We start from the raw sequence: 25,963 nt of genomic DNA, 5'->3' as shown, positions 1-25,963 counted from the left end.
CCGCGGCAGGGGATGATTTAGTTCCTAGGGTGTCCCGGCGCCGCGAAGGAAGGCCAGGGCTGCGCGGAGCCGGGTGCCGGCGTCGTCGGCGATCTCACGAACCGCCGGATTGCTGCTGAGCTGGACCATGGTCTGCGGATCGATGGCCTCGATGGTGGTTTCGGTGGCGTCCTGGCCGCGTCGGACGACGACATTGCAGGGCAGAAGCGCGCCCAAGGAGGGCTCCGCAGCCAGGGCCTGACTGGCCAGGGACGGATTGCAAGCGCCCAAGATCAGGTAGTCGCCCAGGGCGTCAGCGGCCTCGGGGCCGAGTTTGGCCGCAAAGGTGGCGCGGATGTCAATTTCGGAGAGGACGCCGAAGCCCTGTTCGGCCAGGGCGTCACGGGTCCGCTGAACTGCCTCTGTCCAGGCCAGCGGGATGGTGACAGTGTGCGTGTAGCTCATGGGTGCTCCTGTAACAGTGGTGGGGGCCGGGCTCTTAGGCGAGGGACAGGAAGAGCTTTTCCAGGTCTTTCTTGTCCATGCCGGGATCATCGCTCCTGATGCACTGCTCCAAGCCGGTGGCGATGATGACAAAGCCGGCCCGGTCCAGGGCCTTGGAGACGGCGGCGAGCTGGGTGACGACATCCTTGCAGTCCCGGCCCTCTTCGAGCATCCGGGTCACGGCGGCGAGCTGGCCTTGGGCACGTTTGAGCCGGTTGATGACCGGGGTGAGTTCTTTCGAATCGAGTTCCATGGCGGGCTCCAAAGTTGTGTAGATAATTCCTCACAGTATACCCCGGTGGGTAATTGGGCCGAAGCGGCTATTGCGCTACCGGCATTATCCTCACGCGTTTGCGAGATACCCTAGGGGGTATTATTGTTGGGGCTAGAAGTAACGGTGCGTTCCCTCCAGGGGACCCCACCCCCGCCCCCTGCAAGGAGAGTCCCCATGCTAATTGAGCGCATCTACGACGAAGACTTGGCCCAGGCCAGCTATCTGATCGGCTGCCAGGCCAAGGGCGAAGCCCTGGTCGTCGATCCCCGCCGTGACATTGCCGTGTACCAGTCGCTGGCCGCCGCGAATGGGATGACGATTGTGGCCGTCACGGAGACGCATGTTCACGCGGATTTCCTCTCCGGTACCCGGGAGCTGGCGGCCGCGACCGGTGCCACAGCCTACGTTTCCGGTGAGGGCGGCACGGACTGGCAATACGGATTCGAAGCCGAACGCCTGCACGACGGGGATCAGATCACCTTGGGCAACATCACGGTGAAGGCTCTGCACACCCCGGGCCACACCCCCGAGCACCTCTCCTTTTTGATCACTGACGGCGCATTCGCCGACACCCCGGGATACCTGCTCTCCGGTGACTTTGTCTTCTCCGGCGACCTCGGGCGCCCCGATTTGCTGGATGAGGCCGCCGGCGGCGTGGACACCCGCTTTGCCGGAGCCAAACAGCTCTTCACCAGCTTGCGGGAGAAGTTCCTGACCCTGCCGGACCATGTCCAGGTCCACCCCGGCCACGGTGCCGGCAGCGCTTGTGGCAAGGCCTTGGGTGCGATCCCTTCCACCACGGTTGGTTACGAGCGGCTCTACTCCTGGTGGGGGCCCTACCTTGCAGCCAACGATGAGGCCGGCTTCATCAATGAACTGCTCGAGGGCCAACCCGACGCGCACGCCTATTTCGGGCGGATGAAGCGGGAAAACCGTGAAGGGCCTGCGGTGATGGGAGTCCGCCCGCCGCTCCGGGAGCTCGCCGCCGACGACGTCCTCCGCGACCTTGCCGCCGACGCGGTGACATTCGTGGACACCCGCTCCCATGCCGACGTCCACGCGGGAACCGTCGCCAGATCCCTGAATATCCCGGCCGGCAAATCCACCGCCAGCTTCGGCGCCTGGGTGGTGAACCCGGAGACGGATAGGAACCCGCTCGTCCTGCTGGCTCCGAACCAGGCATCAGCCCAAGAGATGTGGGACCATCTGGTCCGGGTCGGCATCGACCAGGTCGCCGGCTACATCACCAGCATTGACGACCTGCCCGCAAGCGCGCCGAAGCTGATCCAGCCTGAAGAGCTCGAGAGCTTCGCCGCCGCCATGGTCCTGGATGTCCGCAACCGCACCGAGCACACCGCCGGCCATATCCCCGGCTCCCATCAGCTCAGCGGCGGCCGCGTCATGTGGAACCTGGACCAACTCCCGTCCGGCGGCACTATCGTCAGCTACTGCCAAAGTGGAGTGCGGAATTCCGTCGCGGCCAGTGCCCTGCGCCGCGCAGGCTACGACGTCGTTGAACTCGATGGCAGCTACGCCGGATGGTCCACTTGGAATCAGTCGCGGGAGCCTGTTTCCAGCAACTAATCCAGGCCACATCTGAATTGATCAACGAACACCATTGGCGGCGCCCGGAACACCGGGCGCCGCCAATGGTGTATCCCCGAATATTCTGCTGTCGTCGCAATTGGCCGGGCGGGTGCCGCCGCGGACCCCTGTAAAAAGGGTGTGCCAGATACTCCGTCGCCGCTGGCCTTACGATCGCCCGTTGACAGTCTCAGCTTCGCGGCGGGTTCAATGCATAGCAATGGTCGCCATCCTGTCGCCCGACGAGAAAGCACCGTCGCAAAATAATACCCCGTGGGGTATGCTGATGGAGCAATTCAAACATAAAAAGGGAGCAAGCAGATGTGCCGTGCGGTGACATGTAAGAAATGCGGTAAGACAACGTGGGCCGGCTGCGGCGAGCACGTTGATCAAGTCATGCGCGGGGTCCCCTCCTCCGAGCGCTGCCGCGGGCACGAGCAGGAAAAATCGGAGAGCCAGGGCTTCTTCGCAAAGATGTTCGGCCGGTAGTTTGAACATTCCCAACGCCTGGATGGTCGTTGAGCTCACAAGGGAGGCTCCGGAGGATCTAATCCTCCGGAGCCTCCCTTGTGTCCCCATGACTCCCCTCAGGAGAGGAGCGCCTGCGCGGCCACGTAAGCGGCAATGACCAGGACAAGGGTTCCAAAGCCGCGTTTGAGAATCTTGTCGGGGATCCTGGTGCCGATCCTTCCCGCTATGAGCGAGGCGGCCATCGCAGCTATGGCAAAAGCTGCCGTGACGGCCCAGTCAATCTGCAAATCTCCCAGGTGGGCGGTGAAGCCGGCGGCTGAGTTGATGACAATGATGACCAGCGATGTTCCGACGGTTAGGGCCATGGGCAGTCCGAGAATCAGGGTGAGAGCCGGGACAATCAGGAACCCTCCTCCCACGCCCAACAGCCCGGTCAGGAACCCCACGACGGCGCCGGTGGCGATGGCCTTGGGCAGGCAGCTGCGCCAGTGAACCCCGCCGCCGGGAAGCGCGCAGGACCCTCCGGGGGAGGTGGAAGGCATCAGCATCCTGACGCCGGCGAAGACCATGATCGCGGCGAACGCCAGCAAGAGGATCTTTGGATCAAGGAGGCGGTTGACCATCGCGCCGAGGTAGGCCGTCACGGTGCCGGCTGCGCCGATGATCAGTGCCAGGCGCCAGTTCACTCCGGAGCGCAGCCGGGGCAACACCGCGACGGCCGAGGATGCACCGACGACGACGAGCGAGGTCGGGATCGCCGCGGCAAGCGGCAATCCCACACCATAGACCAGGGCCGGGACGGCGAGAATAGATCCGCCGCCACCGACCAGGCCCAGCAGGGCGCCGACGATCAACCCGAACCCCGCCGCGGAGATCATCATTCCCGGGCGCCCAAGGTCTGCAGGGCCTGATGCGCGGTGGGCTCGTTGGATGAACGGTTCCAAGGCATGCGGGACAAGACGTTCCCCATGGCGCAGCTATTCGTTGCGGCCGAGAACGTCAGGCCCGCGCCGATCCCGCCAGCTACCAGGCGCAGTTTCGGTGAAACGAACCTCCCCGCGACGATGCTTGCAAGCACCAAAGAACCTGCCGTCATTCGCACCTGACGTTCCAGTGCCCAAGTCCGGCGGCCGCGGACTACCTCGCCGCCAGCAGCCGCATAGGCGGGAACCCCTCCGGAAAGGACACTGGCACTGGCCAACCCGACGGAACCAAGGCGTTTGCGGGCCTGTTCGGCCCGGTTGCCGGACTGACAGACGAGCACCACGCGGGTGCCCATTTTGGCCGCGAATTCTTCGGCATGTTCACTGAGCATGGCCAACGGCACATGGTACGAGCCTCTGATATGAAGGGAATCGAACTCCGCGCCGCTGCGCACGTCAATGATCATCAAATCATCATGATGATCTTCCCAGCCCTTCAGCGTGGAGGCGTCGATAGCCTTAGGGGCGTTTTCGACCGTGGTGGTCTTAGCTGAGATAGTCATAGTCACTTTCGATATGTCTTGGAATATTTCTCATGGCGCTGCCTGCAGCTGTGGAGTGGTCCTCATCCACGCACCCTGCCCCGCCGGCGTGGCGACAAGTGTGTGGGGCGAGCCGTCCGGCCGGTCTAGTGGACTGGGCTAACAGGCGCGGAGCCTATTCAGCCCTTCATCAAGAATACCCTATGGGGTATTGTGACTGCCTCGGAGGGGCCTGCAAATACCCCTGCGACCCGTGGGAAAAACTCGGCGTCACCTACAAACGCGCTGCCGCCTGGTCGTCCAAAAATTCTTCTACTGGCATCTTGCCAAGGACTTTTCCAACACCTAAAGACGCGTCCTCAAGGTACGGACCAGCATCAATGACTGTTATGAGAGATCAACTACAGATAAGCCGGCAGGACGGCTCCTTCTACGTCTCCTGTGAGCGTGCCTTTGACCCCACACTGGCCGGGAAACCGGTCGTCGTGTTGTCGAACAACGACGGAGCCGTTGTGGCTCGGTCTGACGAGGCCAAGCACCTGGGCATCGAGAACGGGACACCCTGGTTCAAAATCGCCGCGCTGGAACGGTTGCTGGTATGTGGCCCGGTCGAGCAACTATGAGTTGTATGGGGATGTCAGCGACAGGGTCATGACCTTGCTGGGCCGGTACAGTGCCTGGGTCAAGGTCTACTCGATCGACGAGGCCTTCTTGGGCGTGAACGGGTCCCCGGCGGCGATGGTGGCACTCGGGCGGGAGATCAAGGCCGCGGTGCGCCGGAATGTGGGGGTTCCGGTGTGTGTGGGGATCGGGCGGACGAAGGGGCTGGCGAAGCTGGCGAACAAGTGGGCGAAGCACCACGCCCCGTTCGGCGGGGTGTGCCATTGGGAGTCGATCCCCGAATGGGAGAGGGAGGCGCTGATGTCGAGGCTCTCCGTCGTCGAGCTGTGGGGTGTGGCCGCCAGGCTGGGGAAGCGGTTGAATGCGATGGGCATCAGGTCGGTCCTGGACTTGAAGAATGCCAACCCGGTGGTGATCCGGGACCGGTTTTCGGTGGTGCTGATGCGCACCGTGCTGGAGCTGCAGGGCACTCCGTGCATTCCGATGGAGGAGGAACGCATTGGCCGTGACCAGCTGATTTTCAGCCGGTCCTTTTCCGCCCCGATCACCACGCATGCCGCGATGCGCCAGGTCATGGGCGTGTATGCGCAGCAGGCCAGTGCCCGCCTGGCCAAACACAATCTGCAGGCGAAGGTGTTGACCGCGTTCGCGGCGACGTCGCATTACAACCCGGCGGACACGTCCTATCCGTCCGTGGTGGTGCCGTTGCCGATGCCGACGGCGGACCCGGTCCTGTTGGGCCAGGCCGCGCACGCGCTGGTGCCGAGGATCGTGGAGGGGGTGAAGTATGTGCGTGCCGGGATCATGGTCACGGACCTGCGCCCGACCGGGAACCAGTCCCCTTTGGAGCCGTTCGAGAACGCGCATGAGGAACGCCGGATCGGGCAGCTGCTCGAGGACGTCGCCAAGAAGTACGGGCGGGGGAGTCTTGGGCTGGGCGCGGGCGGGATGAAGGGCGGCCCGGACTGGTCCATGAAGCGGGAGATGCTCTCCCCGAGGTATACGACGCACTGGGACGAGCTGCCCGTCGCCAGGGCCTCATGAGTCGATCGGTTCCACCAGTTCCGGGCCGTCGCCGGTGAGCGGGCCGACCTGGTGGAAGACCAGGGCCTCGGCCACCGGGGTGGCTGCCGCGACGGCGGCGTCCACGAGGGACTGGTCCCCGTCCTGGCCGGCGTCCAGCCATTCATCCCAGAAACTGGGCGGGAGGGTGACCGGGGTGCGGTCGTGGAGTTGGCTGACGTCCCCGACGGCGGCCCGGGTCAGGATCGTGGCCGTCAGGGTCCAGTAGTCCTCGTGGTCCTCGGGCAGGGACTTGTCCGGCCACCACGTGTAGAGGCCGGCGAATGCCATGACCTCGTCGTTTGGGGAGGTGGATGGCGTACGGTGTTTTCGTCTTTCCCTCCGTGTGCCATTCGTAGTAGTAGTCGGCCGGGAGGATGGCCCGCTTGCTCTTGACCGATCCCCGGAAGGTTGCTTTCTCAGCAACGGTCTCGGAGCGGGCGTTGAAGGTCGCGAACTTCGTCCGCAATTCCTTGGAGTACGACGGCGTCAGCGACCACCGGGCCGCCTCCAACCGGCGCACCGCTTCATCACCGCCCTTGGCCGACTCCAGCACCACCGGCACCTTGTTCGTGGGCTTGATGTTCCACGCCGGCCCCGGCAGGTTATTGGCGACCTCGCCCACGTCGAACATGGCCACCAGGTCGGCTGTGGTGTTGGGGGCAGGCAGTATTCGGTCTGCTGTATGGGTATTAATGCTTTATCGGAGTGCTGGGTAGTCACCCCAGGTGTGACCTGATCGTTGCGCCCATTGGGCGGCGGTGTCAATACTCAGACCAAGCGTGCCAGCGACGACGCTCACGGGCAAGGCTGCCGCGAGTTGCAGCATTGCTGCTCGGCGATAGGGTCTTACCGAGATGCCCACCTCTGAAAGGCCTCGGATCATGTGGCTGGGGGTGACGTGCTGTGTTGGGACGAGGCCGTAAAAGAGCCAGTCAGTTTCGGGTTGGTGGTAAATGTAGCGACTGGTGGGCGTTTGAAGTTGCTCTGCTACGAGACTGGCGAGGGGCGGGGGTAGGTTGATTGCGTCACTACCAAAGCTTATGGAGGTTTTGGAGCCAGTGACCTCGATGTCCGAGCGTTTGAGCCGGACTGTGTTGATGACCTGTTGGCCGAAGAGAAGTAGGAAGAGTCCGGTGATTCGTACGTCCCGAGCGATGGACCCGTCGTTGAGGAGGAGTTCGACCTTGTTCCAGAGCTCTTCGTGACTGGCAGCTATTCCGGTGGTGGAGCGTCTTCGAGTAAGACTAATTCCGGTGGCAAGGTGCTGCTGACAGGCCCACTTGATGAATGTGCTCAGGTCTCGTGTGTTGCCTGTCGCGGCGGCAAAGTATTGGTCGATGTGCGCCTGGTCGACTGTTTCAAGGGATTGGTCGTGGTTGTCTATCCAGGTGAGGAAGGCGGCAATTTTCCGTAGTTCTTCCCTCCGGATATTGAGGGTGTTGGCGGTGGTTGGTGCTTTGGTCGAAGCGCGGCGCATGACTCTGAGCACGTACCAGCGCTGGTATTGGCTGAGGATGGATGCTTGGTGGGGTGGAGTGCTGCGGATGAACTGTGCGCTGTAGACCTCGTATGCGTGCAGGTGTATGTCGATGGGAGGGAGTGTCCCTGCGCTGACGAGTACTTGCCGGAAGTAGCTCACCCGGTGTGTTTGGGGGAGTGTGTCCAGGCTCTGGTGGTTGATGGGTAGGTGCCCTTGGGCCATGGCGTGCAGGGTCTCTTCAATGGGCGGGTGTTTCATCCATCGGGTCACCGTGCGAGGATCCGGGGCGGCAAGAAAGTGGTGGTACAGCCCGGCCAGCCCGGGATGAATTGTGCCGTCTTTCTGGGATAGCAGGGATGCCGCACGATCCTTCAGACGGCATCGGCCGCATTGGGACCCCGTGAGTTGTTCTTCACTGCCGCAGCTTTTGCAGGCGAAGCGGGCTGGCTCTCCGGCGCAGCCTGCACAGACTATGAGACCCTCGGCGTCATAAAATGCGAGAACTTTCACATGGTGGCAGCGGGGGCAGGCTGTTGCCGACCACCTGATCCGCGAGTAGCAAGGGTTGCAGATTGTGCCCCCTAAGAGTTCGTAACCGGTGGTGATGGTCCGGCGGCAGAGGTGGCACTCGAAGGCATCCCGGCTCATGTTGGGCGGCGTATCCGTGCCGGGACGGGACGAAGATCTCCGATCGAATGGCCATCGGAGCTTGTGCTGTCCGTTGTCCCAGTTCGGCGCCCTGCCTCGATTGCTCCGGCCGGCTTGATTTGGATCAGGTCATTGGGGGTGCAGCTGAAGATTTGGCATAGCCCGGCGAGGACTTCGATATTTAATCGTGCTGGCGTTTTGGTGACGAGGCGAAAGACCTGTTCTCGTGAAAGCTGAATTCCGATGTCGCGAAGCGGGCCGACAAGATCGGTGGTGTGGAACATGCCCGCTCCTGCCATGAGTTCACGCAAGCGCCACTGGATGGGTGATTGGTCGTCAGAGGCGCGCATTGTTCTCTCCATACACTCGAGATAGGGCTTGGGCTATTACCCGGTTTTTATAGTCACTGCCCACCGAGGTGTAGATCGCGGTGGTTGATGCGTAGAGGTGGCCGACTTGGTCTTGGACGAACTTTTCTGAGTAACCCCACTCGATCAAATTTGTCACATAGCTGTGGCGAAGGGAGTGCAGGCTGAGTTCCTTGGGAAGTCCGGCACCGTCGCGAAGCTCGGCAAAGCGGTCATCAAGGTATCTCAGGGAGACACGGGTTCCTCGTTCGGTGGGCCACAGCGCGCCGGCGCGTTCATTGGTTACCCGCATCCGGCCCAGTTCGGCCCACTGTTGCAGCCCGTCAATGGCCCAGTCGAACTCCGGCAGTGCCAGAACGGAGCGTCGGCGTGGCCCAGAACCATTGGACCCTTTGCCCCATCGGACGTCCAATGATCCATAGCTGCCGAAGCGTGGTGCCGCCGGGTTTGGGCGAAGGTCGGCAATATCGAGCCCTACGGCTTCGGCACGGCGCAGGCCAAACGCGTAGACAGTCTTGAAGATCTGCGTATCTCGGAGCGCGGCCAGCGCTCCCTTCCTGCCGGCCTGAACTATGGCCTCCACGCGTTCGTCGGCATGCCGAAAGAAGGCATCCAGCTCGTCATAGGTCAGGGCCCGACGTTCTGGCCGCCCCTCGTATTCAGCAATGTGCGCCGTGGTGTTCCACTCGTGGCAGATTTGTTGAGGGGCGCATCCAAAACGACGTTGACATTGCTCCATCCAGTCATATCGGGTGTCGGTGATAAAGTCGCAGAAGATCCGGATCGTCGCCTGGTAGGCACGAATCGTTGACTTAGCCAGCCGCCTCTCCCGGGACATGCTGTGCACGGTGAAGTCTTCAAGATCGCCCGGAATCCATTGCCAGGGCGGCTTGTCGCAATAGTTGGCGAAGCGGCGAATGAATTGAAGTCTCCTCCCAACGGTACTGGCGGTCAGCCCCCTGCTGGCTTGCTGATCACGCCACCCGGAAAGCATCGCGTCGAAGACAAACTCGCCCTCGTGAAGGGGGTGAACGTTGCCCACCAACAGCAATTGAGGACTCGCCGGGCGAGTGCCGTCATCCATGCGCCAATGGTTGCATTAAATGCATCATTGATGCAACCAATATCCTAATTTACAACAACCACGCCGACAGTGAACACCCGACGCAATCGGTGGTCGGGGCGTCGGATCCGACCAACTCAATTCATGCGGTGCAGGTGTGGGTGCCGCTTCATTCGGTTCGCAGAGTCAGACGGCTGCGGGAGGAGCGGCCCTGCATAGGCCGTGTCCGCCTTTGCCGTGTGTGTTCAGGTCGACGGCCAACTTTTCGTGGATTTGTCCGGCGCCGCCTTCCTTGCTTTCGGCGGTAGGGCCTGGCCCTAGCTTCTGCCTGCTTTCCGGCTTGGGCTGTTGTCGCGCGGGAGTTCCACTGCCTTGCAGCGGATCGTTGATGCCGACGATCAGCGGCGCGGTCTGGCTAAGCATGCCGGCTGGCTGCGGAGTCAGCGGGTTGATCGAGTAGGTCGGGTTCCCGGCGGCGGCGTTCAAGACTGCTTCCCAATTGGAGCCGGCCAGCTGGTTGCCATCGGTGTTTGGGTTTCTCGTCATTTCTATTCATCTGCGGGCTTTTTAAGGCCGCGGCCGGCGTGGTGCGGTAAGAGCGGGAGCCGCTACAGGTTATTGGTGTTCCGGCGTCGTGGCGGGTAGGCATCATAAAGTGCGGGGCCCGGTCGGGGCGGCGACGTGAATGCGGTGCCGACGATGCGGTGGTAGTTGGGCCGGGTCAGCTCATCCGGCCCAACCTCAGCTTCCTCCTTGGGCAAGGCTGTGGAGGACGTACTCCAGCTGTTCGGCGGTCATGGCCCCGGGGTGGCGCACCAGCATGGTTCCGTCCGGGCCGATGACTGCGGTGAACGGCAGGCCGGGAATCTGGTAGGCGCCGGAGGCGGTCCCGGCGGGGTCGCTGAGCAGGGGGTACGTGGTGCCGTATCTTGCTGCGAAGGCGGCCGCATCGCGGGGGTTGTCGGCGACGTCGATTCCGACAAAGTTGGTGCTTTTGCCCAGGTTCTTGTGGGCCTGTTCGATGGCGGGCATCTCGGCCACGCAGGCGGTGCAGGTGCTGGCCCAGAAGTTGACCACGGTGACCTTGCCCTTGAACGCGCCCAACGAGGTGGTGCTGTTGGGGTGGGATAGTTGCGGCAGTGTGATCGCGGGTGCGGCGGCGTTGATCGAGGCCCCTGCCTCGCTGGCCGTCGCGGCCGGCGACGGTCCGGCGACGTGGATTGAGGCGGCATTGGGCAGCAGGTCCACCGCGGCCTGGGCCATGGCATGGGCGTACAGCTCGGTGTTGGCGGATGCGGTGCCGAACTGGCCCAGGGCCGCTTCTTTGCCGGCCGGGTCGATGTAGAAGATTTCCGTTCCGTGGACGACTGATTTGGTCTTGGGGTCCAGCTCGATCGGCACGCCGTAGGCGGCGGCGTCGTCGGCCAGCTGCTTCGGGCTGCCGGTGCCAAACACCCAATTGGTGTCCCCGGCCAGCCCGTGGCTGTCCGTCCATTCCTTGACAGCTGATGGGGAGGGGTAGTAAGGGTTGGCGTTGATGGAGAGGAACACCACGTCCTTGGCGTTCGCGCCCAGGTCCTTGTTGGCGGCGACCACGTCCTGGGCCAGGAGCGTGCACAGGTCCTCGCACTTGTCGTCGTTGAAGGAGAGCACCACGGACTTGCCGCGGAATTGGGCGAGCGTGACGTGTCTGCCTGCCTGGTCTGTCAGCGAGAGGGCCGGGGCCGTCAGCTGGGGCGCGGACTGCGGGTCCAGCTGGAGCAGGGTGGAGGCGGCGGCGTTGATGCCGGGCTCGACGGCGGTGCTTCCCTGGGCTGCCGGGTTGCCGCGGGTGCTTGGCACCATCCCCGAGGCGAGCAGCACCACGACCACGGCCATCAGGAGCAGGGTTCCCGCCCCGCCCCACAACAGCGCCCTGCCCCGGGGGATTGGTGTGGGGTCCGGTGTGGGTGTTTCAGGCATGGGTTTTTCCTTCCGAATGGTCAGCCTCCCGGGTGTCTCCGGGGCTTGTCCGGGTTTTGAGTGTGACGACGGCGATGCCTGCCAGTACCGCGGTCAGCAGGACCGCTGCGGTGGTTGCCATGTGGCCTGCGATGAAGGACGTCACGGCGCCCTGCACGGCGCCCACGGCGCCAAACGGGCCGGCGGCCATCGGGAAGTGTAGAAGGTCCGCGGCCCAGTAATAGGAGAGGTAGAGTCCGGATGCCGCCAGCACCGCACCGGAGACCGCCGGCAGGACGCGCCCGGCTTTGCGGAATTGGCGCAGAAGCCCGCTTCCCGCGATGGCCGTCGCGACGGCTGCGCCCGTCACAAAAAGGCCCATGCCCAGGGCGTAGGAAAGGTAGCAGGCCAGGCCCGCCCAGAACCCCAGGCGGGTGAACGAGCCGCCCACGGCGGCCAGGAACAGCGGCAGGGCGCAGCTCAGCGATCCGATGGCGTAGGCGATGCCGAAGACGAACGTCGCGGCAAACGTCCGCCCTCCCGGCGCGATTCTGGGCGTGGGCAGCCGCAGGTAAAGCGGATGCCCGCACAGAGTCGAAAGGCCCAGTGCCGCCATCAGGAACCCGGCCGCGACCATGAACCACGGCAGCCATCCCGAGGCCAGGGCAGCCCCGGAGACCAGGAGAAGGCCGAGCGTGCCAAAGACGGCCACGAAACCGCAGGTGACGCCGGCGCCGGAGACGAGCCCCTTGGCCGTCCTGGCCGCGCGTCGTCCGTCGGTCCCCCCGGTGAACAGGGCCAGGTAGGCCGGCAGCAGGGGGAACCCGCACGGATTGATGGCTGCCACCAGCCCCAGGGTGAAGGCGTAACTCGTTGCCGCAGCAACCGCCAAGGGGCTCATGGCCGGGTCCCGTCCCGGGACGCCAGGCCCTCCAGGTAGCTGTTGTAGTCATCCAGGTCCACGTCCCCTACACGGGCCGCCCGGCGTTCGGCGGCCGCTGCCTTGCGTACGTCGGAGCGCTGCCACTTGGACACCAGGACCCCGAGCACCAGCAGCGTGGGGAACTCGGTGAAGCCCCAGGCGATGCCGCCGCCAACGCCCTGGTCCGCCAGCGGCATGATGTTCCAGCCCGGCATGGGCGTGGCGTAAAAGTGCACCAGCAAGGTGGTGGACATCATGACGACCACGCCGAAAAAGGCGTGGAACGGGGTGGTCGCGGCAAGTTCGAGCACCGGCAGCACCTCCCCGGAAATGGACCGCAGTCCCCGGCCGGTTTGGCGCGGGGAAGGGTCCACGCCCAGGATCCCCCAAAAGTACAGGAAACCGATCAGCAGGAAGTGCAGCAGCATGAGGTTGTGCCCCCACCACGTGCCCATCAGCCCGTCAAAGAGTGGGGTGAAGTACAGCCCGTACAGGCTCATCACGAACAGTGCAAAAGTTACCACGGGGTGGGTGAGGATGGAGGCGGGAACCGAGTGCAGGACACCAAGCACGCCCCGGCGCGCCTTCCCGGCGCGGCCGTGGCCGGCCGGGAGCACCCGCAGCACCAGGGTCACGGGGGCTCCGAGGACCAAAAAGACGGGGCAGAGCATGTTCAGCGCCATGTGCTGGATCATGTGGACGCTGAACAGCTCCATGCCGTAACCGTCGATCCCGGTGCCGGTGACAAACAGGATGCTCCCCACGCCAACGATCCACATGATGGTGCGCCCCACCGGCCATGCGGCGCCTCGGCGCCGCAGCACCAGCAGCCCTGCCGCGTAGCCAAACAGCAGTGCCACGGCCAGGGCCGGCATCACGGGGATCGGCTGCGGATGCCAGGCCAGCACGTTGGCAACGGTGGGAGGTGCGGTGGGCATCCACATGGGCCCGGACATGACAGCGTGCGGGTTGCCCAGGCCGGGCATCGGCGGCATGCCGGAAAGGCGCACGCTCACAGCCCCACAATCATCAAGTCCGCAGCTGGCGGTTCCCCGGCGGCCCCGGCAAAGATTTCAAATCCGGTCTTCACGGCCTCCCGCTCCGCTGGCGACAAGGTCCCCAGCAGGGCCGCGATCTCGGCCCGGCGGGCCTCGGTGACCGTGTCGTGGATGTCCCTGCCATGGTTGGTGAGGGAAATAATCACTTCCCGGCGGTTGGTGGTGCCCACCTGCCGGGAAATCAGGCCGGCTGTCACCATGCGGTCCGCGAACCGGCTGAAGCTGGACTGGTTGGCGCCGAGCTTTTCGGAGAGCTCGCCCATGCGCAGCGGGCCAAAGTCGGAGAGCACGACCAGCACCCTGAACTGGGGCAGTGTCACGGTGTCCATGACGGTGGCCAGCGACCTGGCAATGACGCCCAGCAGGGCGCGTGAGGCCGTCAGGGTTTCAACGATGGCGTCGCCGGTCACCGCGGCCGGGGTGCTAGGATTCATGATTGCAGTATGGCATATATTGCATGAGTGCATAAAATTATGGCGCAAGCCCAGACGTGAGGATCCCTGCATGCCCGCAACCATCGGCGCACCGAGGCGCGGTCTGGCGGCCCTGTGGCAGGGCATCTGGAAACCCGCTGCGGAAGGCGGATACCAGCTGATCGCCGTGGCCCTGGTGGTGGGGGCCGGGGCAGGATTCGCCGCCGTTGCGTTTCGCTGGATGATCTCCGCCGCCACCATCTTCTTCTCCGGACAGGTGGACTATTCGGCAGTCCAGGGCCACCCGGCGCACCCGTGGCTTGGGTGGCTGGGGCCGTTCTTCGTGGTCCTGGCCCCGGCCGTGGGCGGGCTGGTCTACGGACCGCTCGTCCACCATTTCGCCCCCGAAGCGCGCGGCCACGGTGTCCCGGAGGTCATGTACGCGGTCAGCCGGCGAGGCGGGCGGATCAAGGGCCGGGTCGCGGTGGTGAAGGCCCTCGCGTCCGCGATCTGCATCGGTGCCGGCGGATCCGTGGGCAGGGAGGGGCCGATCGTGCAGATCGGCTCGGCCCTGGGGTCGTGGCTGGCCAGGGTGTTCAGGATGCCCGATTCCAGGGTCCGGACGCTGGTGGCGTGCGGCGCGGCCGGTGGCATTGCCGCGACGTTCAATGCGCCCATTGCGGGAGTCTTTTTTGCCCTGGAGCTGTTGCTGGCGGACTTCGAGGCCGGCTCCTTTGGTGCCGTGGTCCTGGCCTCCGTGGCAGCCTCCGTGGTGGGGCGGACGTTCCTGGGCGACCAGGCCTTCCTGCAACTGCCCCCCTTCCACCTCGGCAGTGGATGGGAATTCCCGCTGTTTCTCCTGCTGGGCTTGTTCGCGGGTCTTGCCGGGGTCGGATTTACCCGGGTCCTGTATGCCATCGAGGACCTGTGCGACTATCTCTGGCGCCTGCCCAACTGGCTTCGCCCCGCTTTGGGTGGGCTGTTGCTGGGGCTGCTGCTGCTGGCGCTGCCACAGATGTACGGGGTGGGCTACCCCGTCATGCAGGCCGGTGTGGACGGGCGCTATGCCGTGGGTTTCTTGCTGGTGCTGCTGGTGGGCAAGATCGTGGCCACGAGCCTGACCATCGGGATCGGCGGTTCAGGCGGCGTCTTTGCCCCGTCCCTGTTCATCGGGGCCATGCTTGGGGCGGCCTTCGGGGAAGTCGTCGGAGCAATCGATCCCGGGCTCCACGGCCAGGTGGGGACCTTCGCACTGGTGGGCATGGGCGCCGTTTTCGCCGGGGCGGCCCGTGCGCCCATCACCGCCGTCATTATCCTCTTCGAGCTCACAGGCGAATATTCGATCATCCTGCCCATCATGCTCGCCATCGTGGTGGCCACCGGGGTGTCCAAGCTGTTGTCCCCGGACACCATTTACACGCTCAAGCTCAGCCGCCGCGGCGTGGACCTGACCCGGCACCCCGGCACCGAGCTGTTGCAGGCCACCCGTGTCGGCGCCGTCATGGACCGAAGCCACCGGGCCCTGGACGGCAGCCTCAGCGCCGCCGAGGGCTCCCGGCTGCTGCTGGCCTCCGGCAAACACAGCCTGCCCGTCACCGACGCCGACGGCCGTCTGCTCGGGGTCGTCACACTCAAGATGCTCTCCACGGAATTGGGCGGGACCGGGGATCCCGGCGGCCGTTCCCTGGCGGGCCTGGCCGAGCATGTCGCCACGGTCTGGCCCTCGGCCTCCCTGGACTCCGTGGTGGAGCTGGTGCTGGACTCCCCGGCGGGCGGCGGGCTGCCCGTCACCGAAGGCGGCGTGTTGAAAGGGTGGCTCAGCCAGGAAGCGGTGCTCCGGCTGCTCTCTCGCGCCCCCCGGTAAGGAAACCGCAAGCCGTCTTCACCGCCGGCGATCTGCGGCGGCCACGCCCGTTCGGCCGGGGCGTCGCAGTCGACGGCGGCTGGTTCAAAAACGGTGCCGGTAGTTCGCCCGGTCATCGGGCGGGCCACCGGCACGGGGCATTGGGGGCGGTACAGGGATCTGCCAAATCCACTGCGACGGCCGGCCTTTGGTACGTCGATGAAAGACTCCCCAGTGGGAGATCAGCCCTGGGGCACCCCGCGCCCGCGGAAGGCTGCACAGCCGACCGCCGCGAGGACCAGGGCGATGACAGCCATCACGATGAGAGCGGCGGGTTGGGCCGTCCCCAGCGGGGGGTTTCCCACATGGGTGGTCGGTGCGACGTCGAGCACCCACTGGCGGAACTTCAGGCCGGGCCCCAGGAAAGCGATGAACGTGGCCACGGCGTATCCGGCCCAGGCGATGAAGAACAAGCGGGGGCGCCAGCCGTAAAGCGCCAGCGCCAGGCCGGCGAACACGAGCTCGGCAGGAAGGTAGGCCAGCCCGGAGGCCAGGGTGGGGCCGAGTTCTGCCAAGTTGCCGACCGAGACCGTGGTCGCCAGGCCCAGCACCAGGGAGGACACCAGCACCACAATAATGAGCCCGCCTAGCACCACCAATGTGTGCGTGGCGAGCCAGCGGATTCTGGTCAACGTGCCGGAAAGCCGCGTCTCCAGCCGTCCGTCTGCTTCCTCGGCCCGCAGGGTGCCGAAGGCCTGGACGACATACCCGGCGGCAATGACTGCAAGGTAGAGCTGGGTGGCGGCGACGAACCCGTCAAGGGGCTGGCCGCCGGCGATGCCCATGGCCTGGGCAAGGGCGGGATTCCCGGCCATTGCGCCGAGAAGCTGCTTGGAGAGTGCCCCCATCATCCCTCCGAGCAGGACGCCGCCGGCGAGCCAGCCGAGGATGGCGGGGCGGTGGAGCCAGGCCGCGAATCCGAACGGGCTTCGCAGCGCAGGGGAAGCGTGCTGGGGGCCGACGCCGCCGCCGGCCAGGGCGCTGCCGAGGTCGCGCCGGGCAGCCAGCGCCACTGCCGCGCCCCCGAAAGCGAGTCCCACGGCCACCGGGATTGCCAGCGTCCACCACCGCTGGGCCCCAAACGGTGCGGCCTTTTCGGCCCATCCGAGCGGAGAGAGCCAGCCCACCCACGTCCGGGTCGTGTCGCCGACGCCGCGCAGCACATACGATGCCGCCAGGGCCATCACGCACCAGAGGTAGACGTCCCGGGCGTGCCGGGTGAGCTGCGCCAGCAGGGCTGCGAGCCCGGCAAAGACGAAGGCCAGTGCGCCCAGGGAGGATGCGTAGAGGATCGCACCTGCCACCGCGACGCCAGAGACCGCCAGCCCGACGGCGAACAGCACGGCCGTCACTGCGATCGTGGCCGTGGCCACAAGAAGCGCGGCCAGTGTGGGTTCGTGGCGGGCGATGCGCCCTCCCAGGAGCAGTTCAAGCCGGCCGGCTTCTTCCTCACGGCGCGTCGCCCGTGCCACCAGGGCGATGCCCAGCAAAGGCAGCAGGAAGGAGGCCATGAAACCGAACTCGTCCTGGATGACGCCGCCAAGGGAATCGATACCCTCGACCTTGCCATTGATGGCCAGCAGGGCATTGCCGGTGGTGACTGCCGCGGCGTAGCTGTGGATCTTGGCGGGAGTGTCATAGAGGGAGGCCACGCCGGCTGCGGTGCCGACCATGGATGCGCCCAGCACAAGCACCCACAAGAGGGCGTTGCGCCGCTGAATGCGAGCGGTGATGCTTAGCATGGTGGCCAGCCCGCCCGCATGATCCGGTGCACCATGGGCTCCGGTGCTCATGATGCCGCCTCCGCGGCCACCACGTCTCCGTCCGCTTCGTCCGGGGTGGGTGACTTTTCGTAGTTTCTCAGGAACAGGGCGTCCAGGCTGGGGGGCGTGACCGTGAGGGTGTGGATGCCGGCCGCGTGGAGGCGCCCGATGACGGCATCCAAATGCCCGGTGTCAATGGTAAACCGGGAGTCCACGTGCCCGTCGAGCCGCTCGGTGTGATGGTCGGCGACACCTTCGGCCCCGGCCAGGCCGTCGGGCTGGCGCGCCGTGACGGCGTGGACGGTGCTGCGCGTGCGGCTGCGCAGCTCGGCCAGGGTGCCGCTGGTGACGGTGCGGCCCCGACGGATGATGCTCACCCGGTCCGCCAGCGCCTCCACCTCGCCCATGATGTGGCTGGACAGCAACACGGTCGCGCCATCCTGGCGGCGGCCACGGACGCATTCCTGGAATGCCTGCTCCATGAGAGGGTCCAGGCCCGAGGTCGGCTCGTCCAGGACCAGCAGTTCCGCGTCGGCGGCCAGGGCGGCGATTAGGGCCACCTTCTGCCGGTTTCCCTTGGAATAGTCGCGCACCCGCTTGGTGGGATCGAGGTCGAATCGCTGGATCAGGTCCGACCGCCGTCGCTTGTTGATCCGGCTGTGTGTGGCGCCCAGGACGTCCAGGCACTGGCCCCCGGTCAGCGCCGGCCAGAGCGCAACGTCACCGGCGACATAGGCCAGGCGGTGGTGCAGGAGCGCCGCGTTCGCCCACGGGTCGCGGCCGAAAAGTTCGGCGCGGCCCGAGGTGGCCTTCATCAGCCCGAGCAGGACCCGGATCGTCGTGGACTTGCCGGAACCGTTCGGACCGAGGAAGCCATGGACTTCCCCTTGGCGGATTGCGAGGTCCAGGCCGTCGAGGGCCCTGACCTTTCCAAAGACTTTCCTCAGCCCCTCGGTGCGGATCACAAAGTCGGCGGTTGTCATGGCGGAGGTTCCTTTCCCGGGTCCGCGAATGCGCCCCCGGTGTAGACGGCGGTGACGTCCTTGGTCCACCGGGTGAGGCCCGCGGGCGTCAGTGGATCATCACCAATGGCGGTGGTGATTTGTTCGCGCAGCAAGATCACCGCGAGGTCGTTGACCAGCAGGAACGCCGCGCGTACGGCCGGGTCGTCGGTGGGGGCGGCGATTCCGTTCTCAACCATGGCCTCCAATACGCCACGGGTCGTGGCATACCACCGGGCAAACAGGGCAGCCCCGGCAGGGTCGTTGGTGAGCAGCAGCCGGCGCAGGTATGCCGGCAGCGGGGATCCGGGCGGGAAAACCTGGACAAATGACTCGGTCACCGACGTCGTCGCCTCACCCCGGGCGAGCATCCCGGCGAGTTCCTCGCCGCCCAACTCGGCGAAAATTGCGTCGAGGGACTCGGCCGCGTGGGCGTCGACGGCGGCCCGCAGCCCGTCCTTGCTCCCGAAGTGGTGAAGCACAAGTGCCGGCGACACCCCCGCGGCGGCGGCAATCTCACGCACCGTCACCGTGTCGTGCCCCCGGTGGGCGAACAGGCGCAGCGCTGCGTTGCGGATCGTTGCCCGGGCGGTGAGGTCCCGCCCATCCGTTGCTGAACTCATACTCAAAATACTAAACATGTGTTCAGTGTGAGGCAAGGGGGTCAGACGCCCGGCCCGGATTCCGCAACAGGGGGTCCCGTCAACGCCTACCCCAGGGGCAGATTCACCGCTTGTTCGGAAAGGGGAGCGCGTTCAAGGCTGCATTGCGGATCGTGATGCCAGATCGCGTCTTGGGCACGAGGAGGCGAGATGCGATGCCGGCACCGCGTTGCAGCGGCCGGACGTATTTGCGGTGGGAGTATTCATAGTCGGCGAAGGCACTCGAGGGGTCGCAGGGGTGCCTGGCGATCGCCTCGGCAAGGGTCTTGGCTCCGACGATCGCGCTGCTGGAGCCTTCTCCGAACAAGGATATGCAACCGGCCGCGTCCCCGAGCAAAACCACCCGTCCTGCGCTCCACTGCGGCACATCAACGCGGGTGACGGCGTCGAAATACCTCTCCCCGGTCCCGCCCCATTCCTGGAGTGCTTTTGTGGTGAGCCACCCTCCGCCGGCGTAGGTGGACTCGACGAGGCGCCTGCCCTGGTCGGCGTCGCGGTAGTCGACGTCGTGCTGGCCGCGGAAGATGAAAGCGAATCCGGGCTTCCCGCCGGCCGGATGGATGGCCAGGGAGGTTCCCGGTTCGTTGTACATAAGCACCGTGTGCGGATCCTCGATCGGCACGTGGGAGCGCACGGTGCCCACAAACATGCCAAAGGGGCGGGCGAATCGATCCTCGGGACCGAAAGCGAGCGCCCGGACGGTGGAGTGGATGCCGTCGGCCCCAACCACCAGGTCGAAGCGCCGGGAAGGGGTCCGCCGGAACTCGACGTCCACCCCGCCGCCGTCTTGGTGCAAGGAGGTGACCGAGTCGCCCTCGATGATGCGGCTGTTCTCCCGGGCCTTGCCGAGCAGCAGGCCGATGAGTACATTCCGTGAAACCTCCACCTCATTATGGTGGTCGCCGCTTTTTTGCGTCCTGATTGATGCCAGGGGCCGCCCGCCGGCATCAACGAAAACCAGCCGTTCAACACCAGTGGCAGCCCCCTGAAGGTCCGGCCAAATACCCATCCCCCTCGCAATGGCGCCGGCGGATCCCCGCACGTCGACAGGGCTGCCACTGGAAAGTGTGCCGGCGGAACGTTCCACGATGGTGACGGACCAGCCGGAGATCGCCAGCCAGAACGCAACGGTCGAGCCGGCAACGCCGCCGCCGGAGACCAGCACACTGCGATCACCCATGCGCCCATTCAAACACCCAACACCAAAGGCACTCAACGCCGATGTTCCGGTCAGAGTGGTCGTGAACGTCCCAGATGTAGAGCGTGTTCTTTCCTGTCCATCGGCGGTCGTCTTCAGAAGAAACGACACACTCTTTGCTGCCCCAGGATAGGCCACCTTTTCACGATGACACTGCCGGATCATATTTCCTGGCTGACATTCGCGTCCTAGCTAGAGCTGGTACTGTCTCCGGCGATCAAAGATTGGAACTAGGATCATGAGCCATCACCGGAAAATCGGCCCCAAGCACCCACTGAAGTGGAGTCCAGTTGCGGCAACTGCAATAATGCCTACTCCCCGCGCCACCACGTATCGTCCACACATGAGTTCATTTTGCCCCGGCATGCAGTGCGTATGTAAGGGCCTAAAGCGATCTTGAACTCGCGGAGGTCCAGCGGCCCTCATAAGATCCGCATGTCGCCGATCGCGCCTATCCATTGTCTTGTCGGTCTGGCCTGCCCACGAATAGGCTCCCACGGTGGAGGGCGCCCCGATCTCAGCGCCTGCCAGGTCATAGTCAACTATGTAGGTATTGCTGTCGCAGTTGGAATAGGCTGTTCGGAGTTCGGTGGATCGCATTTGATGAACGCAATTCCACACGCATTGGGGGGCCATCGTGCTCATTTTGAGGAGACCGCTTTGGAAAACGAAATTGAACTCTTCGGAGACAGGGATGGCATAGCGCTCATCGGAAATTCGACGGCGATCGAGTGCTTCTTGGCCGCTGAGGAACTCACATCGAAGGATCTCGGCATTGCAAGGTTGGCTGGTGCATTGGGCGCGGGGGCCGGGGCAGCGAAGACTGCATCTCAGATCGCTGCCAATGCCGGCCGTTGGGTGAAGTTGACGGAGAAATCGGCCAAAGCACTCAAAACAGGCCAACTGATGAAAGGTTCAGAGGCCAACGTCCGCCGGGCAGTCCTGATGAAGGACGGCAGGATCACCGGACTACTTGAAATAGCCAAAACTCCAACGCAAATCTTGACCAATCCGGCAGCGCTCTCGAGTCTTGCTGGGTTTATGTCGCAGGCTGCGATGCAACAGAAAATGGATGAGATTACGGACTATTTGGCCGTTATCGATGAGAAGGTCGATGACGTATTGCGCGCCCAAAAGGATGCCGTATTGGCGGAAATGATAGGCGTTGGGCTCGTGATCGATGAAGCGATACTTACACGAGAAGCCGTGGGGAGGGTTTCCGATGTTACCTGGTCCAAGGTGCAGTCGTCGTCGTTGGTCATCGCAAGCACGCAAATGTACGCCCTTCGTCAGTTGGATGCACTAGCGGAAAAGGTGGAACGCAGATCATCAATCGGTGATCTTGCAAGGGCCACCCAGGCGATTGAACCAAAAGTCCAGGAGTGGATTGTCGTCCTGGCGCGTTGCTTCCAGCTCCAAGATGCGCTGTCGGTCATTGAACTGGACCGGGTGCTGGATGCTGCCCCTGACGAGTTGGATAACCATCGCAGAGGGTTGCAGGCCGCACGGCAGAGGCGGCTTCTGCAAATATCTCAAAGTACAGACAAGTTGGTCGCACGGATGAATGCTGCAGCGGGCTTCGCGAATTCGAAAGTTCTGCTTCACCCCACAACTGCACGTTCTGTGGTCCACTCCAGCAACCGAGTCGAGACTACTGTTGGTGAATTCCACGAATGCCTCGGCATTGAAGACGGACAACGCACCGTTGAAGCAAAGCGCTGGGTGGAAGCCGTGGTTGACGTACGGGACAAGGTTGTCGAAACTGGGGCCGGCGGTGTTGACGCCACTAAACGCTTCAGCAGTGATGTTGTTGATTTGGCGCGGTCCACGACTGACAAAGTGCTCGAAACAGGAACAGACGGTCTCGAAGCCGGCAAGCGCATTGGCAACGATGCCTTTGAGCGAGCAAAGAATGTCTCAGACAAGGTCTCAAGCGGAATTGCCACGCGGATGCCCCGTCGACGCAGCGACCACGAGAAGGCCGACTCCTCAGAGGAGATCGCCGCAAACATCAAGCCGAAACTATGAAACTGCGGGTCGCGCGTGAATCCGTAAACGCCGGAAGAAGTGAAGTCGCCCTGACCGCAGGGACTATGGCGGTGTCCCGAATCACCAGTTTGAAGCCTCCAGTCAGCTGGGGCCGTTCACCCACAGTTCGGTTGTTTTGATAATTGTTTTTCATGCAAGGCGGTATTCATACATGCATAGTTCACATCAAGTGCTAGGTTGTCGGACCCCTCAGGTCCGAAAGAAACCCCAGACCACGGCCAGCAAGATTCTTACCCGTAAACGGCCACTTCTTGTTCCGATCTACGATTCTGTATTTGCAAAACAGGTCGGAATACTTGACAGCGGTGGACAGTGGCTCAGCCGGTGGGAAGCATCTTGTGCCGTGGCCGATTACTGTTAACGGGGTGAAACCACTCATCCAGTCCGGCGCTCATGTTTTCGTTGATGAGTCGAAGTCGAAGGCATACTACGTTGCCGCTTCGGTTATCGCACCGGCGGATGTCACGGCCGCGCGAAAATCGATCGCGGCCTTGTGTCGCTCGGGACAACGCCGGGTGCACTTCAAAAGTGAAAGTGATGGTTCGCGCAATGCCTTCTTGGCTGGAGCTATCGCGACAGGAATGCAGACGAGGCTCTACGTGGCGCGCAACATGGCTGACAAACCAGCTCGAACATTGTGTTTGGAACGCCTGCTCGATGACCTGGTCCAGTCAGGAGCGGGGAAGCTGGTACTTGAAAGCGACGAGTCTTTGGAACAGTCTGACCGCCGAACCATTGCCCGGCACCTTCAACGGTTAGGGGCAGGCGGGGGACTTCTCTACATGCACCGCAAATCACATGAGGAACCACTTCTTTGGGTCAGCGATGCTGTCGCCTGGTGCCACCAACGTGGTGGGGACTGGATCCGAAAAGCCGCCCCGCTTGTACAGGAAGTAGTCGATTGCAGCCGTTAAATAACGCGAGCCTAGCTCGTCATACCATCCGGAAGACTGCCAAGCTCACTTCGCAGGGCTACTGCCCCTTGCATAGCAAACTCTACCCGGTCACCCATCGATGTAACAAGCTCTAGACCGAGTAGGGGGAAGAAGGAGCCTGGGCCCGCCAGGCTAAGCGCGGAACGGCAGCAAGTCTGCTGGAGGGGTGGCGCCAGCCTTGCGTGTAAGCACTGACATCCAGTAACAGTCCACCCCACGTTTACCCCACGGAAACGATCGAAAATGACCACATATTAGCACCTGCGGTTGGTGTGAAAATGTCCCAAAATCCGCGGAATATCAAGGATTTAACAACCGACAGCGACTGCCCAAAACTGTCCTCCCCTGAGAGGAGGTCAGGAGTTCGAATCTCCTTAGCTCCACCCCGAAAGCCCCCTGAGCTGCGGTAAACGGCAGGTTGGGGGGCTTTTTTCATGTCTCAAACGTGGGCCGAAAACAGCGGATGTAAACGTTATTTATTGTAGCCGGACCTTAATATCGGGGTGGTTCTTCTCGACCCAGTCGGCCATCCGGTTGCCCCGCAGCGTTATGAACTTCAGCGAGGCTTCTCGAACCCTGATGTCCTCGTCCTTCGTGGTCGGGACGCCGGGACGCCGAGACGCCGGGACGCTTGAAGTTCTCGTCTTCCTCCAGGAAGAAGTCGGTCTTTCCCTCCGGCGTCGCGAGGTCCTGCGGCGGCTTCGACGCCCATGGTACGTGCAATTCTTGTTGCATTGGCTTCCTGAAAGTCTTCAGGGTCACCCAGTTGTACCCAATCGAATCCGCCACCTTGCGCCAGAGTTTGCCGACGTTGTTCGCATCGCACACGGTTCCGGTGGTGGATGGGAAAATTAGGTTCAGCGAGTTTGGTGTTCTGGATTCGGTTTGGCGCTTACTTCGTTCACGCAACTGCTCAACCAAGAAGTCGGGAATGGTCAGGTGTCGGATGCCGTGTTGGGATTTGGGGTGGTTCTGGATGCGGACGCCACCTGCAGTGGTTCTAATGACGGTCGCATTGATGAAGACCGTGGGCGGTTCGGCATCCAAGTCAACGTCGTTCCAGCGGAGCGCGAAGAGTTCCCCGGGTCGGACCCCGGTCGCGATCAGGAAGTCTGATATCTCATGGAGTTCCTGTGTGCGCGGCCGGCCGAGGGCAGGAGCTGTTTCCCAATGGATGAGCATCTGCCGCAAATCTTGATACTGCACAGCATCTAAGGCCTGTGGTTTCCCCGTCCGGTTTCGTGGGATTGAAACCCCTATGACCGGGTTGACCGTGACGGCACCTTGTCGAAGCGCTACCTTAAACATCCAGGACTTGACGGCCCCGCAACTTCTCGCGGTTGAGGGTCCTACATCATCAACAAGGTTTCGAATACGGGCCGCATTCTTAACTGACGAGTGCGCGCCTTGACGAGGCCTCGGCGTACGATTTTCCGCATTCTGATTGCGTCTCCCTATGCGACGCATCAAAATATGAACAGGAAACTTGATAAGTTTGATTGATCAGTTTAGGGTACATACATGAGCAATCAGCCGGATCCCGCAGACCTCTCGTGGCGGCTTCGCGCCGTGGTCCATGACCTCACCCGGCGACTGACCGCCGAAGGCAAGGCCACGAATGAGCTGAACCGCCCGCAGGAGTCCGTGCTGGCACGCCTTCACCAGCGGCCCGGCATTACGAGTGCCGAACTTGCCCGGCTCGAGGGCGTGAGCCCACAGTCGATGAGTGCGACTGTCGGTGCCCTCATCGCCGGCGGCCATGTGCTCGCGTCACCGGCTGCGGAGGACGGCCGCCGGCGCGAGCTGCATCTCACCGGAGCCGGGCGCGACCTCATCGAGGCGGTGCGCAGCCGCAAGACGGATTGGGTCCGCGACCAGATCAAATCACAGCTGAACGAGACGGAGCAGGCGGAACTGGCATCTGCTATCGAACTCCTGCACCGGCTCGTTGACAGCCATCGGGAACATAACCACTAGGCACCTCGCCACCAGGCACATCGCGCCAGAAAGGACCGCGCATCCATGAGCATCACCAGCATTGACCGCGATTCCGCCCTCATCGCAATCGACTTGCAGAAGGGCATCCTCGGGATGGCCCCCGCCCAGGACGCGACGCGCATCGTCGAGAATACCGCGATCCTCGCCGACGCGTTCCACGCCGCGGGCCTGCCCGTAATCTGGGTCACGGCCCTGGGCCTGCCCGCCGGCCGTGCCGAGGCTCCGCGGCCCGGCGGCGGCGCTGCGCCGGGCGCAGACTTCGCCGAGCTCGACGCACGCCTGCCCATTGCGGAGATGGACCTGTTGGTTGCCAAGAAGGCGCTGAACGCGTTCGCGTCCGACGACGTCACGACGCACCTCGCCGGGCAGGGCACCACCCAGGTGGTCATCGCGGGACTCGCCGCGGGCATGGGGGTGGAATCCACGGTCCGCGCCGCCTTCGACGCCGGCTTCAACGTCGCCATCGCCTCCGACGCCGTTACCGACCCGATGCCGGAGCGCGGCGCGAACAGCTTCGAGCACGTCTTTCCCATGATCGCCGAGACAGGCACCACGGCCGACGTGATCGCAGCCCTGCGCACGGCACTCGCCTGAGGCG

Annotated in this window: 25 protein-coding genes and 2 pseudogenes; 8 read left to right on the top strand and 19 right to left on the bottom strand. The window is 63.8% G+C overall.

The genetic code is table 11. The annotated features are described in order from the left end of the window. Positions 1-24 precede the first annotated feature (24 nt). Positions 25-444 (bottom strand): DUF302 domain-containing protein, encoded by a 420-nt coding sequence (locus tag LPN03_RS04860; protein ID WP_262453322.1) that lies wholly within the window; start codon positions 442-444, stop codon positions 25-27. Positions 445-478: 34 nt separating this feature from the next. Next, positions 479-736, bottom strand: coding sequence for a metal-sensitive transcriptional regulator (locus LPN03_RS04855; RefSeq protein ID WP_262453321.1), 258 nt, complete (start codon positions 734-736; stop codon positions 479-481). A gap of 195 nt (positions 737-931) precedes the next feature. On the opposite strand from LPN03_RS04855, the gene LPN03_RS04850 reads away from it, so the two are divergent. Beyond that, positions 932-2,341, top strand: coding sequence for an MBL fold metallo-hydrolase (locus LPN03_RS04850; protein ID WP_262453320.1), 1,410 nt, complete (start codon positions 932-934; stop codon positions 2,339-2,341). Between the two features lie 587 nt (positions 2,342-2,928). Here the strand turns inward: LPN03_RS04850 and LPN03_RS04845 are convergent. Together LPN03_RS04845 and LPN03_RS04840 are read right to left on the bottom strand one after the other, a co-directional pair. Next, positions 2,929-3,693 carry a sulfite exporter TauE/SafE family protein gene (locus LPN03_RS04845; RefSeq protein ID WP_262453319.1) on the bottom strand — a complete coding sequence of 255 codons (765 nt, stop codon included), beginning with the start codon at positions 3,691-3,693 and terminating at the stop codon, positions 2,929-2,931. Then, complete coding sequence (locus tag LPN03_RS04840; protein WP_262453318.1) at positions 3,690-4,298, bottom strand: rhodanese-like domain-containing protein; 609 nt, start codon at positions 4,296-4,298, stop codon at positions 3,690-3,692. The genes LPN03_RS04845 and LPN03_RS04840 overlap by 4 nt, the downstream gene beginning before the upstream one ends. Before the next feature lie 368 nt (positions 4,299-4,666). Between LPN03_RS04840 and LPN03_RS04835 the strand changes: the two are divergent. Further along, positions 4,667-5,942, top strand: a pseudogene (locus tag LPN03_RS04835) (Y-family DNA polymerase). Here LPN03_RS04835 and LPN03_RS04830 read toward each other — a convergent pair. The 10 genes and pseudogenes from LPN03_RS04830 to LPN03_RS04790 form a co-directional block, all read right to left on the bottom strand. Then, positions 5,937-6,386 (bottom strand): SOS response-associated peptidase, encoded by a 450-nt coding sequence (locus tag LPN03_RS04830; protein ID WP_262453317.1) that lies wholly within the window; start codon positions 6,384-6,386, stop codon positions 5,937-5,939. The pseudogene LPN03_RS04835 and the gene LPN03_RS04830 sit on opposite strands and share 6 nt — an antisense overlap. Next, a pseudogene (locus LPN03_RS20910) lies at positions 6,286-6,600 on the bottom strand (SOS response-associated peptidase); the annotation flags it as partial. The gene LPN03_RS04830 and the pseudogene LPN03_RS20910, both read right to left, overlap by 101 nt. Before the next feature lie 60 nt (positions 6,601-6,660). Beyond that, entirely contained in the window at positions 6,661-7,701 is a 1,041-nt protein-coding gene (locus LPN03_RS04825) for a hypothetical protein (protein ID WP_262453316.1), read from the bottom strand. Positions 7,702-8,087: 386 nt separating this feature from the next. Then, positions 8,088-8,441 (bottom strand): helix-turn-helix domain-containing protein, encoded by a 354-nt coding sequence (locus LPN03_RS04820; RefSeq protein ID WP_262453315.1) that lies wholly within the window; start codon positions 8,439-8,441, stop codon positions 8,088-8,090. Then, positions 8,428-9,543: a tyrosine-type recombinase/integrase gene (locus LPN03_RS04815; protein WP_262453314.1), complete on the bottom strand. Its 1,116-nt coding sequence runs from the start codon at positions 9,541-9,543 to the stop codon at positions 8,428-8,430. The genes LPN03_RS04820 and LPN03_RS04815 overlap by 14 nt, the downstream gene beginning before the upstream one ends. Before the next feature lie 165 nt (positions 9,544-9,708). Next, on the bottom strand, positions 9,709-10,008 hold the full coding sequence (locus LPN03_RS04810; protein ID WP_262453313.1) for a hypothetical protein: 300 nt from the start codon (positions 10,006-10,008) through the stop codon (positions 9,709-9,711). A 255-nt stretch (positions 10,009-10,263) separates the two neighbouring features. After that, positions 10,264-11,484 (bottom strand): redoxin domain-containing protein, encoded by a 1,221-nt coding sequence (locus LPN03_RS04805; RefSeq protein ID WP_262453312.1) that lies wholly within the window; start codon positions 11,482-11,484, stop codon positions 10,264-10,266. Then, positions 11,477-12,364: a cytochrome c biogenesis CcdA family protein gene (locus LPN03_RS04800; protein ID WP_262453311.1), complete on the bottom strand. Its 888-nt coding sequence runs from the start codon at positions 12,362-12,364 to the stop codon at positions 11,477-11,479. Before LPN03_RS04800 ends, LPN03_RS04805 begins: the two co-directional genes overlap by 8 nt. Next, the gene (locus tag LPN03_RS04795) at positions 12,361-13,401 is read right to left on the bottom strand and encodes a cytochrome c oxidase assembly protein (protein WP_205678393.1); all 1,041 of its coding nucleotides are present in this window, start codon (positions 13,399-13,401) and stop codon (positions 12,361-12,363) included. The genes LPN03_RS04800 and LPN03_RS04795 overlap by 4 nt, the downstream gene beginning before the upstream one ends. After that, positions 13,398-13,877, bottom strand: coding sequence for a MarR family winged helix-turn-helix transcriptional regulator (locus tag LPN03_RS04790; RefSeq protein WP_165183487.1), 480 nt, complete (start codon positions 13,875-13,877; stop codon positions 13,398-13,400). Before LPN03_RS04790 ends, LPN03_RS04795 begins: the two co-directional genes overlap by 4 nt. 70 nt (positions 13,878-13,947) lie before the next feature. On the opposite strand from LPN03_RS04790, the gene LPN03_RS04785 reads away from it, so the two are divergent. Further along, entirely contained in the window at positions 13,948-15,720 is a 1,773-nt protein-coding gene (locus LPN03_RS04785; protein ID WP_262453310.1) for a chloride channel protein, read from the top strand. A 221-nt stretch (positions 15,721-15,941) separates the two neighbouring features. Here the strand turns inward: LPN03_RS04785 and LPN03_RS04780 are convergent, their stop codons facing one another. The 4 genes from LPN03_RS04780 to LPN03_RS04765 all read right to left on the bottom strand — a co-directional run bounded on the left by LPN03_RS04780 (position 15,942) and on the right by LPN03_RS04765 (position 20,365). Continuing rightward, positions 15,942-17,552, bottom strand: a complete 1,611-nt coding sequence (locus LPN03_RS04780) for an ABC transporter permease (protein WP_262453309.1) — start codon at positions 17,550-17,552, stop codon at positions 15,942-15,944. Beyond that, positions 17,549-18,505 (bottom strand): ATP-binding cassette domain-containing protein, encoded by a 957-nt coding sequence (locus LPN03_RS04775; protein ID WP_262453308.1) that lies wholly within the window; start codon positions 18,503-18,505, stop codon positions 17,549-17,551. The genes LPN03_RS04780 and LPN03_RS04775 overlap by 4 nt, the downstream gene beginning before the upstream one ends. Then, positions 18,502-19,146: a TetR/AcrR family transcriptional regulator gene (locus tag LPN03_RS04770; protein ID WP_262453307.1), complete on the bottom strand. Its 645-nt coding sequence runs from the start codon at positions 19,144-19,146 to the stop codon at positions 18,502-18,504. The genes LPN03_RS04775 and LPN03_RS04770 overlap by 4 nt, the downstream gene beginning before the upstream one ends. Before the next feature lie 103 nt (positions 19,147-19,249). Continuing rightward, entirely contained in the window at positions 19,250-20,365 is a 1,116-nt protein-coding gene (locus tag LPN03_RS04765; protein WP_262453306.1) for an FAD-dependent monooxygenase, read from the bottom strand. Between the two features lie 621 nt (positions 20,366-20,986). Between LPN03_RS04765 and LPN03_RS04760 the strand changes: the two genes are divergently transcribed. From LPN03_RS04760 to LPN03_RS04755, 3 genes are all read left to right on the top strand, one after another. Further along, complete coding sequence (locus LPN03_RS04760) at positions 20,987-22,411, top strand: hypothetical protein (protein ID WP_262453305.1); 1,425 nt, start codon at positions 20,987-20,989, stop codon at positions 22,409-22,411. Positions 22,412-22,583: 172 nt separating this feature from the next. Then, complete coding sequence (locus LPN03_RS20905; protein ID WP_410468559.1) at positions 22,584-22,793, top strand: DUF6308 family protein; 210 nt, start codon at positions 22,584-22,586, stop codon at positions 22,791-22,793. Between the two features lie 4 nt (positions 22,794-22,797). Further along, positions 22,798-23,346 carry a DUF3800 domain-containing protein gene (locus LPN03_RS04755; protein ID WP_262453304.1) on the top strand — a complete coding sequence of 183 codons (549 nt, stop codon included), beginning with the start codon at positions 22,798-22,800 and terminating at the stop codon, positions 23,344-23,346. Positions 23,347-23,859: 513 nt separating this feature from the next. Here LPN03_RS04755 and LPN03_RS04750 read toward each other — a convergent pair. Beyond that, a complete protein-coding gene (locus tag LPN03_RS04750) occupies positions 23,860-24,573 on the bottom strand; it encodes a site-specific integrase (RefSeq protein ID WP_262453303.1) in 714 nt (237 codons plus the stop codon). A gap of 315 nt (positions 24,574-24,888) precedes the next feature. Between LPN03_RS04750 and LPN03_RS04745 the strand changes: the two genes are divergently transcribed. Both LPN03_RS04745 and LPN03_RS04740 read left to right on the top strand, forming a co-directional pair. Next, positions 24,889-25,344, top strand: coding sequence for a MarR family winged helix-turn-helix transcriptional regulator (locus LPN03_RS04745; RefSeq protein ID WP_165183443.1), 456 nt, complete (start codon positions 24,889-24,891; stop codon positions 25,342-25,344). Positions 25,345-25,389: 45 nt separating this feature from the next. After that, positions 25,390-25,959, top strand: coding sequence for a cysteine hydrolase family protein (locus LPN03_RS04740; protein WP_165183444.1), 570 nt, complete (start codon positions 25,390-25,392; stop codon positions 25,957-25,959). Positions 25,960-25,963 lie beyond the last annotated feature (4 nt).

Origin of the sequence: Arthrobacter sp. A2-55, assembly GCF_025548615.1 — a bacterium.
GTDB lineage: Bacteria > Actinomycetota > Actinomycetes > Actinomycetales > Micrococcaceae > Specibacter > Specibacter silviterrae.
The sequence above is the reverse complement of the archived record's forward strand: the minus strand, read 5'-3'. Positions and strand labels throughout refer to the sequence as shown.